Here is a 7,773-nt window from a genome sequence, read left to right as displayed (position 1 = left end):
CCAGCCCCGCACCCCGCCACCCCGTCGGCAAACACCCCCACAAACAAGACACCCCCCGACCTTGAAGGCCGAGGGGGAACCTTTAAATTCAAGCTAAGGCAAGGCTTGCCTAAGTCAATGAGTTTACCGACACCCTGTCGGGAAAACCTTACCCCGAATTCCGGCCAAACGGACATGGCAGAGACAGGAAAGGCCCGCCCCCGGAGGGAGCGGGCCACGTGGGCGCGGTGCGGCGGTGCTACGGCAGCGTCAGGATGTCCGCCCCCGTCTCCGTCACCACCAGCGTGTGCTCGAACTGGGCGGTGCGCCTGCGGTCCTTGGTGACGACCGTCCAGCCGTCGTCCCAGACGTCGTACTCGTACGTGCCCAGCGTCAGCATCGGCTCGATCGTGAAGGTCATCCCGGGCTGGATGAGCGTCGTGGCGTGCGGGCTGTCGTAGTGCGGGACGATCAGCCCGGAGTGGAACGACGTGTTGATGCCGTGGCCGGTGAAGTCCCGGACCACGCCGTAGCCGAACCGCTTGGCGTACGACTCGATGACCCGGCCGATGATGTTGATCTGCCGTCCGGGGCGGACCGCCTTGATCGCGCGGTTGAGGGCCTCGCGGGTGCGCTCCACCAGCAGGCGGCTCTCCTCGTCCACGTCACCCACGAGGTACGTCGCGTTGTTGTCCCCGTGCACCCCGCCGATGTACGCCGTCACGTCCAGGTTGACGATGTCGCCGTCCCGCAGCACGGTCGAGTCCGGGATGCCGTGGCAGATGACCTCGTTGACCGAGGCGCACAGCGACTTGGGGAAGCCGCGGTAGCCGAGCGTGGAGGGGTAGGCGCCGTGGTCGCACATGAACTCGTGCGCCACCCGGTCCAGCTCGTCCGTGGTGACGCCGGGCGCGATGTGCCGGGCCGCCTCCTCCATCGCCTGCGCGGCGATCCGCCCGGCGATCCGCATCGCCTCGACGGTCTCCGGCGTCTGCACCTCCGGCCCGGCGTACGGCTTCGGCGCCGGCCTGCCGACGTACTCGGGGCGGCGGATGTTTCCGGGCACGGAACGGGGCGGGGACAGCTCCCCGGGGACGAGCAACGACTGGCCAGACATGTCGGCGAGTCTATCCGGGGGCGATGGGGGAACATGTCCGTGGCGAGAGGAGCTGGTCATGGCCCTGTTCAAGAAGCGGACCGCCGGTAAGCCGGGTGAGTGGTACTACTGCCTGGAGCACAAGAAGGTCGAGGAGGGGCCCGAGTGCCCCGCCAAGGACCGGTTCGGCCCGTACGCCTCCCGCGAGGAGGCCCAGCACGCGATGGACACCGCCCGCGAACGCAACCTCCAGTGGGAGAACGACCCCCGCTGGCACGACGCCCCGACGGCCGGCACCGAGGAGGGCAGCGGGGGCTGATCAGGCCCGAGGACGCCGATCACGTCGATCACACCGCTCACAGCGATCACAGCGATCACGCGGCCGCGCGCACGGCGCCGGCCGCGCGGTCCTGCCGAAGCCGCACCGCGCGCTCGTTGCCCGCGGGCCGGAGCCACCGTAGGCACCGGAGTCTTCGGAGGCAGGGGCGGGGGAGTCGTCGGTCACGAGGGGGCATCGTCGGCAGCGGAGTGCCGGCGGCACCCGGTTTTCCGCGCGCCCCGCTACCAGCGCGGAGGGGGAGGCGCCGTCAGGAGGTCCGTCAGCCGCGACAGGCGGTCCCGGAAGCGGCCGCGGCCGCGCGGGGCCGGCAGCGCGTTCTCCCCGGCCGCCGCGCTCACCAGATGCTGCACGGTGTCCAGGTCCAGCTCGGCCCCCGGCGGCACCGCCAGCGTCTCGTGCGCCATCGCCTCCAGCTCGCCCCCGCCGGAGCCCAGGGCCAGCACCGTCGCTCCGGCCCGCCGGGCCTCGTGCACGCGCTCCAGGAGCGGAGCGGGCTCCTCCGGAGCCACCACGAGCAGCGTCTCGCCGCGCCGGGCCGCCGACAGCCGCCCCAGACCCACGGCCAGGTGCTCCCGGTCCGCGGGGCGCGGGGCGTGCCGGACGAGCGTCGGGGCCAGCTCCGGGGTGCCCGACCAGGCGGCCTCGTCCACCAGATGCGCCGCCAGGTGCCAGGGCTCGTCCTCCGGTGTGCCCACGAGCAGCAGCCCGCCCCCGTGCGACACCACGGATCCCCGCAGCACCCCCGCGAACCGCCGGGTGGCCCCCAGCCACTCCGTTCCGGCGAGCACCTCGCGCAGCAGCGTGACCCGTACGGCGTCCATACGCGCGCATCCTGCCGCAAACAGGCGCGGCCGGCGCGGGCTTCGGTCCGCCTTTCGCCCTTCCGGGGGACCCGGCGGCAGCGGGGCCGCGGACGTAGAGTCGGCGCATGACCTCTAGCGACAGTGCACACAAGGCCCCCGCCAAGGATCCCTGGGACCTCCCCGACGTCTCCGGGCTGGTCGTGGGCGTGCTCGGGGGAACCGGTCCGCAGGGCAAGGGCCTGGCCTACCGGCTCGCCCGCGCCGGGCAGAAGGTGATCATCGGCTCGCGTGCCGCCGAGCGGGCCCGGGCGGCGGCCGAGGAGACCGGGTACGGCGTCGAGGGCGCCGACAACGCCGAGACCGCGCGCCGCAGCGACATCGTGATCGTCGCCGTGCCGTGGGAGGGCCACGGCAAGACCCTCGAGGCCCTGCGCGAGGAACTGGCCGGCAAGCTCGTCGTGGACTGCGTCAACCCGCTCGGCTTCGACAAGAAGGGCGCCTACGCCCTCAAGCCGGAGGAGGGCAGCGCCGCCGAGCAGGCCGCGGCCCTGCTGCCGGACTCACGGGTGACGGCGGCCTTCCACCACCTGTCGGCGGTCCTCCTCCAGGACTCCGGGATCGAGCGGATCGACACCGACGTGATGGTCCTCGGCGAGGAGCGCGCCGACGTGGAGACCGTCCAGGCGCTGGCCGGACGCATCCCCGGCATGCGGGGCGTCTTCGCCGGGCGGCTGCGCAACGCCCACCAGGTGGAGTCGCTGGTCGCGAACCTGATCTCGGTCAACCGCCGCTACAAGGCGCACGCGGGACTCCGCATCACGGACGTATGAGCCGATGGGGGACACTGTTGCCGGACGCTTCCGCACGGAGGCCTCCGCCATGCCCGAAGCAGTGTCCCCCGACAGGAGCCGACCGCCATGCAGCCCTCGCCCCCGTCCGGCCCGGCCCGGCGACTCGCCCTCTACGCCCTGATCGTCTGTGTGCTCGCGGTGGCCGCGGCCGTCGTCTCCTTCGTCCAGGGCAGCTGGCTCGGGGTGGTGTGGATCCTGCTGGCCGGGCTGTCGTCCAACATGACCTGGTACTACGCCCGCCGCGGCCGGACGGGGCAGGACCGCTCCGTCACCGGCTGACCGTGCACAACGCGCTGGGGCTGTCCCAGAAGCGGTACAGGTCCCAGCCGCAGGCCTGGTCCAGGTACCCGACGCCCAGGTGACGCAGGATCGCGTGGATCATGTCGAAGAAGGCGCTCCCGACCGACGGCAGGAACAGCAGCGCGAAGACCAGCAGCACGCCGAACGGCGCGATCGACTGGACCTGGCGCTTGACGCCGGGCGACAGCCAGGGCTCGATCACGCCGTAGCCGTCCAGGCCCGGGACCGGCAGGGAGTTCAGGATCGCCGCCGTCACCTGGAGCAGCGCGAGGAAGGCCAGCGCGAACCGGAACTCGCGGGGCACTCCGTCCAGCGCGTCGAGCCAGAACGGGGCCGTGCACACCACCGCGAACAGCGCGTTCGTCAGCGGTCCCGCCGCCGAGACCAGGCTGTGCCGCCAGCGGCCCCGGATCCGGCCGCGCTCGATGAACACGGCGCCGCCGGGCAGCCCGATCCCGCCCATGACCAGGAACAGGAGCGGAAGCAGGATGCTCAGCACGGCGTGCGTGTACTTCAGCGGATTCAGCGTCAGGTAGCCCTTGGCGCCGACCGTGACGTCACCGCTGTGCAGCGCGGTGCGCGCGTGCGCGTACTCGTGCAGGCACAGCGAGACGACCCAGGCCGCGGTCACGAACAGGAACACCGACAGGCCCGGGCGGGCCGGAAGCGGGTGGAATCCGGTCCAGGCGGCCCAGCCCGCGACCACGGTGACGGCCAGGATGCCGAGGAAGACGGGGCTGACCCGGCGGTCGCCGCGGCGGATGGTGACGGACGTCATGGGGGACGGCTCCTGTGCTCGTACGGTTCGTCCGGCGAGCCCGACCGTACCGGGCACACGGGGACAACGTCCCGCACCGGGCCCCGGGTTCCGGGACCGACCGGGCGCCGCGCCGCGGAAATCCCGTGACCGGCCGTGACACCACCGGAGACAATGGACCCCGTGCGCTATCGCATCCTCGGCACCACCCAGGTGCTCCGCCCCGACGGCACCGCCGTCCCGGTCGGCGGGGCGCGGCTGCGCGCCCTGCTGACCGTGCTCGCCCTGCGTCCCGGCCGTACGGTCCCGGTGCGCGCCCTCGTCGACGAGGTGTGGGACGGCGAGCCGCCCGCCGACGCGACGGGCGCGCTCCAGGCCCTGGTCGGGCGGCTGCGCCGGGCGCTCGGCGCGGACGCGGTGGCCTCCGCGGAGGGCGGCTACCGGCTCGCCGCCGCGGCCGACGACGTCGACCTGCACCGCTTCGAGCGGCTGGCCGGGGAGGGCCTGCGCGCGCTGGGCGACGGCGACCCCGCGAAGGCGGCCGTCGTCCTCGACGACGCCCTCGCGCTGTGGTGCGGCCCGGCCCTCGCCGACCTGCCCGACCGCACCGCCGAGGCGGCCCGCTGGAACACCCGTCACCTGGACGTGCGCCGGGCCCGCCTCACCGCCGCCCTCGCCCTCGGGTACGCCGAGCAGAGCCTGCCCGAGCTGACCGCCCTGTGCGACACCCACCCCCTGGACGAACCCCTCCAGACCCTCCGCCTGCGCGCCCTGCGCGACGCGGGCCGCACCGCGGAGGCCCTGGCCGCCTACGAGGACGTACGCCGTCTGCTGGCCGACCGCCTCGGCTCCGACCCGGGCCCGGAACTGCGCGCGCTGCACGCGGAACTGCTGCGGCCGCACGGGCGGCGCCCCGCCGGCGGGCCGCGCCAGGAGCCCGGCCCGGCCGTGGGCGCCGGGGCCCGGACCGCCGCGCCCGGTTCCGGCACGGCGCCGGGACCGCGCGCCGCCGAGAGCACCGCCGCCCCCGCGACGGCACCTCTCGCCGGGCCCGCCCCCGGCGTCCCGGCAGGCGCCGGGGGCGAGCGGGCGGACCCCGCCGCGGCGCCCGCGACGCTCACCTCCCGGCCCCCGAGCAACCTCCGCGCCCGGCTCACCTCCTTCGTGGGCCGCGAGGCCGACATCGAGACGATCCGGGCCGACCTCGGGGCCGCGCGTCTCGTGACGCTGCTCGGGCCGGGCGGGGCCGGCAAGACCCGGCTGTCGCAGGAGGCCGCCGAGGCGCTGCGGCCGGCGCCGCGGGACGGGGTGTGGCTGGCCGAACTCGCCCCCGTCGACGACGCCGAGGCCGTGCCCGAGGCCGTCCTCACGGCCGTCGGCGCCCGCGAGACCGTGCTGTACGGCGCCGGGGCCGAGGAGATGCGGGCGGTGGTCGCCGAGCGGCACGACGACCCCGTCGACCGGCTGGTGGAGCACTGCGCCCGGCGCCGCATGCTGCTCCTGCTCGACAACTGCGAGCACGTCGTCGACGCGGCGGCCCGCCTCGTCGAGGAACTGCTCGCCCGCTGCCCCCACCTCACCGTCCTCGCCACCAGCCGGGAACCCCTGGGCATACCCGGCGAGGTGCTGCGGCCGGTCGAGCCGCTGCCCGAGCCGGTCGCGCTGCGGCTGCTCGCCGACCGAGGGGCCGCCGTACGCCCCGGTTTCCGCCCCGACGCCGACCAGGACACCGCGGACGCCTGCGCCGAGATCTGCCGGCGCCTGGACGGGCTGCCGCTCGCCATCGAACTCGCCGCCGCCCGGCTGCGGATGCTGGCCCCACGGCAGATCGCCGACCGGCTCGACGACCGCTTCCGCCTGCTCACCTCCGGCAGCCGTACCGTCCTGCCCCGCCAGCAGACCCTGCGGGCCGTCGTCGACTGGTCCTGGGACCTGCTCGACGCCGAGGAGCGGTACGTCCTGAGCCGGCTGTCCGTCTTCGCCGGCGGCTGCGACCTCGCCGCCGCCGAGGCCGTGTGCGGCCCCACCGCCTTCGACGCGCTCGCCTCGCTCGTCGACAAGTCCCTTGTGGTGGCTGCCCCCGGCGCCGACGGTGAGATGCGCTACCGGCTCCTCGAGACCGTCGCCGAGTACGCCGGCGAACGGCTCGACGAGGCCGGCGGCCGCACGGAGACCGAGCGCGCCCACCTGACGCACTACCGCGAACTGGCCCGCACCACCGACCCGTTGCTGCGCGGACCCGGCCAGCGTGCGGCCATCGCCAGGTTCGAGCTGGAGTACGAGAACCTGCGCACCGCCCTGCGTCACGCCGTCACCGCACGCGACGAGCAGGAGGGCCTGTGCATGATCCTCTCGCTCACCTGTTACTGGCAGATGCGCGACGTGCGCATCGAGGCCCGCAACTGGTGCAGCGAGGTCATGGCGCTCGGCCCCGACCCCTTCACCGAGCCGGTCCGGCGCGCCGCGCCCGTCCGGCAGCGGTGCACGGACGCCCCGCCACCGATGACAGGCGAGGTCCTCGCCGAGGCTCGCCGGGGCCTGCACCTTGTCCATCTCGCCTGCATGGACACCGAGTTGGATGCCTGGGAGTCGCCCGAGGCGAAACGGAAACTGCGGCTCATCACCAAGGTCTACCAGCCCGGCCAGCCGCAGACCTGCCGCAGCCCCGGCATGCTCTGGCTCTTCGCGGTGATGCTGACCGGCGACGTGGTGCGCCTGCGCGAGGTCACCGACGCCGCCGTGCGTACCTGCCGCGAGACGCCGGGATTCGAGTGGGAACTCGCCCACACCCTCCAGTGGCGCGCCAACCTGCTGGCCAACCGCACCGACTGGGCCGGGGACGCGGGTCGGGACGCCGACGAGTCGCTGGAGATCTTCCGCCGCCTCGGGGACGCCTGGGGCACCGCCGAGGCGCTCTCCGCGCGCGCGGAGAGCCGCGAGCGCACCGGCGCGTATCTGTCGGCCGCCGCCGACTACCGGGCGGCCATCGAGCACGCCGAACGCCTCGGCGCCCCCGCCCAGGTCGCGGTGCTCAACGCCCGCCTCGGCAGCGTGCTGCTGGAGGCGGGCGAGGCCGAACAGGGCGAACGGCTGCTGCGCGAGGTCATCGAACAGAGCCGGAACGGCCACAACGACGCCATGCCCGCCGCCCGGCTCTTCCTCGCCGGCAGGCTCGGCATGACCGGCCGCATCCCCGAGGCGCGCGAGCAACTGAGGTTGCTGCGGGAGGAGTTCGGCATCTCCCACTTCGTCGTCTTCGACGGCTTCATCCTCGGCGCGGAGGCCTGGCTGGACGCGGCCGACGGCCTCTACGAGAACGCCCTGGACAAGGCCCGCCGGGCCCTTGAACGCGCCCAGGACCCGCTGTCCGAGGCCATCGCGCCCCATATGCGCTCGGCGTACCTGATCATCGGCGCGACGGCCGTGGTCGGCGTGGACGGCGGACGCCGGGCCCGGGACGCCGCCCGCTGCGTCGGCGCCGCCGACGCCCTGCTGCCGCCCCGCCACGTGCCCTCGTCCCTGGAACGTTATGCCCGCGACGAGGTCGTCGCGCGCACGCGGGCCCTGCTCGGCGAGGAGGCATACCAGGCCGCGTACGCCGAGGGCGGCGGCCTGTCCGGGGAGGAGGCCGCCGCCTTGATCTGAGC

Annotated in this window: 7 protein-coding genes; 4 read left to right on the top strand and 3 right to left on the bottom strand. The window is 74.3% G+C overall.

Annotation, left to right across the window (positions count from 1 at the left end; translation table 11 throughout):
* Nucleotides 1-238: 238 nt before the first annotated feature.
* Nucleotides 239-1,096 (bottom strand): type I methionyl aminopeptidase, encoded by an 858-nt coding sequence (map, locus tag ACFY3J_RS25125; protein ID WP_384173905.1) that lies wholly within the window; start codon nucleotides 1,094-1,096, stop codon nucleotides 239-241.
* Nucleotides 1,097-1,154: 58 nt separating this feature from the next.
* Here map and ACFY3J_RS25120 point away from each other — a divergent pair, with 58 nt between their 5' ends.
* Entirely contained in the window at nucleotides 1,155-1,394 is a 240-nt protein-coding gene (locus tag ACFY3J_RS25120; RefSeq protein WP_384173908.1) for a hypothetical protein, read from the top strand.
* Nucleotides 1,395-1,636: 242 nt separating this feature from the next.
* Here ACFY3J_RS25120 and ACFY3J_RS25115 read toward each other — a convergent pair whose 3' ends face one another.
* Nucleotides 1,637-2,236: a hypothetical protein gene (locus ACFY3J_RS25115; RefSeq protein ID WP_384173911.1), complete on the bottom strand. Its 600-nt coding sequence runs from the start codon at nucleotides 2,234-2,236 to the stop codon at nucleotides 1,637-1,639.
* A 107-nt stretch (nucleotides 2,237-2,343) separates the two neighbouring features.
* Between ACFY3J_RS25115 and npdG the strand changes: the two genes are divergently transcribed.
* Nucleotides 2,344-3,048, top strand: a complete 705-nt coding sequence (npdG, locus tag ACFY3J_RS25110; protein WP_376546145.1) for an NADPH-dependent F420 reductase — start codon at nucleotides 2,344-2,346, stop codon at nucleotides 3,046-3,048.
* Between the two features lie 87 nt (nucleotides 3,049-3,135).
* Nucleotides 3,136-3,348 (top strand): hypothetical protein, encoded by a 213-nt coding sequence (locus ACFY3J_RS25105; RefSeq protein ID WP_141361450.1) that lies wholly within the window; start codon nucleotides 3,136-3,138, stop codon nucleotides 3,346-3,348.
* Here the strand turns inward: ACFY3J_RS25105 and ACFY3J_RS25100 are convergent.
* Complete coding sequence (locus ACFY3J_RS25100) at nucleotides 3,338-4,147, bottom strand: site-2 protease family protein (protein WP_384173917.1); 810 nt, start codon at nucleotides 4,145-4,147, stop codon at nucleotides 3,338-3,340. The two genes, ACFY3J_RS25105 and ACFY3J_RS25100, sit on opposite strands and share 11 nt — an antisense overlap.
* Before the next feature lie 153 nt (nucleotides 4,148-4,300).
* On the opposite strand from ACFY3J_RS25100, the gene ACFY3J_RS25095 reads away from it, so the two are divergent.
* Nucleotides 4,301-7,771 carry a BTAD domain-containing putative transcriptional regulator gene (locus tag ACFY3J_RS25095; protein ID WP_390841782.1) on the top strand — a complete coding sequence of 1,157 codons (3,471 nt, stop codon included), beginning with the start codon at nucleotides 4,301-4,303 and terminating at the stop codon, nucleotides 7,769-7,771.
* Nucleotides 7,772-7,773: the final 2 nt, after the last annotated feature.

It is taken from the genome of Streptomyces sp. NPDC001231, assembly GCF_042896885.1.
Classification (GTDB): domain Bacteria; phylum Actinomycetota; class Actinomycetes; order Streptomycetales; family Streptomycetaceae; genus Streptomyces.
Note: the sequence above shows the minus strand (reverse complement) of the source record. Positions and strands in the feature narration are given on the sequence as shown.

Excerpts from the sequence above, each read along its gene's own strand:
- map (WP_384173905.1), bottom strand. The coding sequence starts at position 1,096 with ATGTCTGGCCAGTCGTTGCTCGTCCCCGGGGAGCTGTCCCCGCCCCGT.
- ACFY3J_RS25120 (WP_384173908.1), top strand. The coding sequence starts at position 1,155 with ATGGCCCTGTTCAAGAAGCGGACCGCCGGTAAGCCGGGTGAGTGGTAC.
- ACFY3J_RS25115 (WP_384173911.1), bottom strand. The coding sequence starts at position 2,236 with ATGGACGCCGTACGGGTCACGCTGCTGCGCGAGGTGCTCGCCGGAACG.
- npdG (WP_376546145.1), top strand. The coding sequence starts at position 2,344 with ATGACCTCTAGCGACAGTGCACACAAGGCCCCCGCCAAGGATCCCTGG.
- ACFY3J_RS25105 (WP_141361450.1), top strand. The coding sequence starts at position 3,136 with ATGCAGCCCTCGCCCCCGTCCGGCCCGGCCCGGCGACTCGCCCTCTAC.
- ACFY3J_RS25100 (WP_384173917.1), bottom strand. The coding sequence starts at position 4,147 with ATGACGTCCGTCACCATCCGCCGCGGCGACCGCCGGGTCAGCCCCGTC.
- ACFY3J_RS25095 (WP_390841782.1), top strand. The coding sequence starts at position 4,301 with ATGGACCCCGTGCGCTATCGCATCCTCGGCACCACCCAGGTGCTCCGC.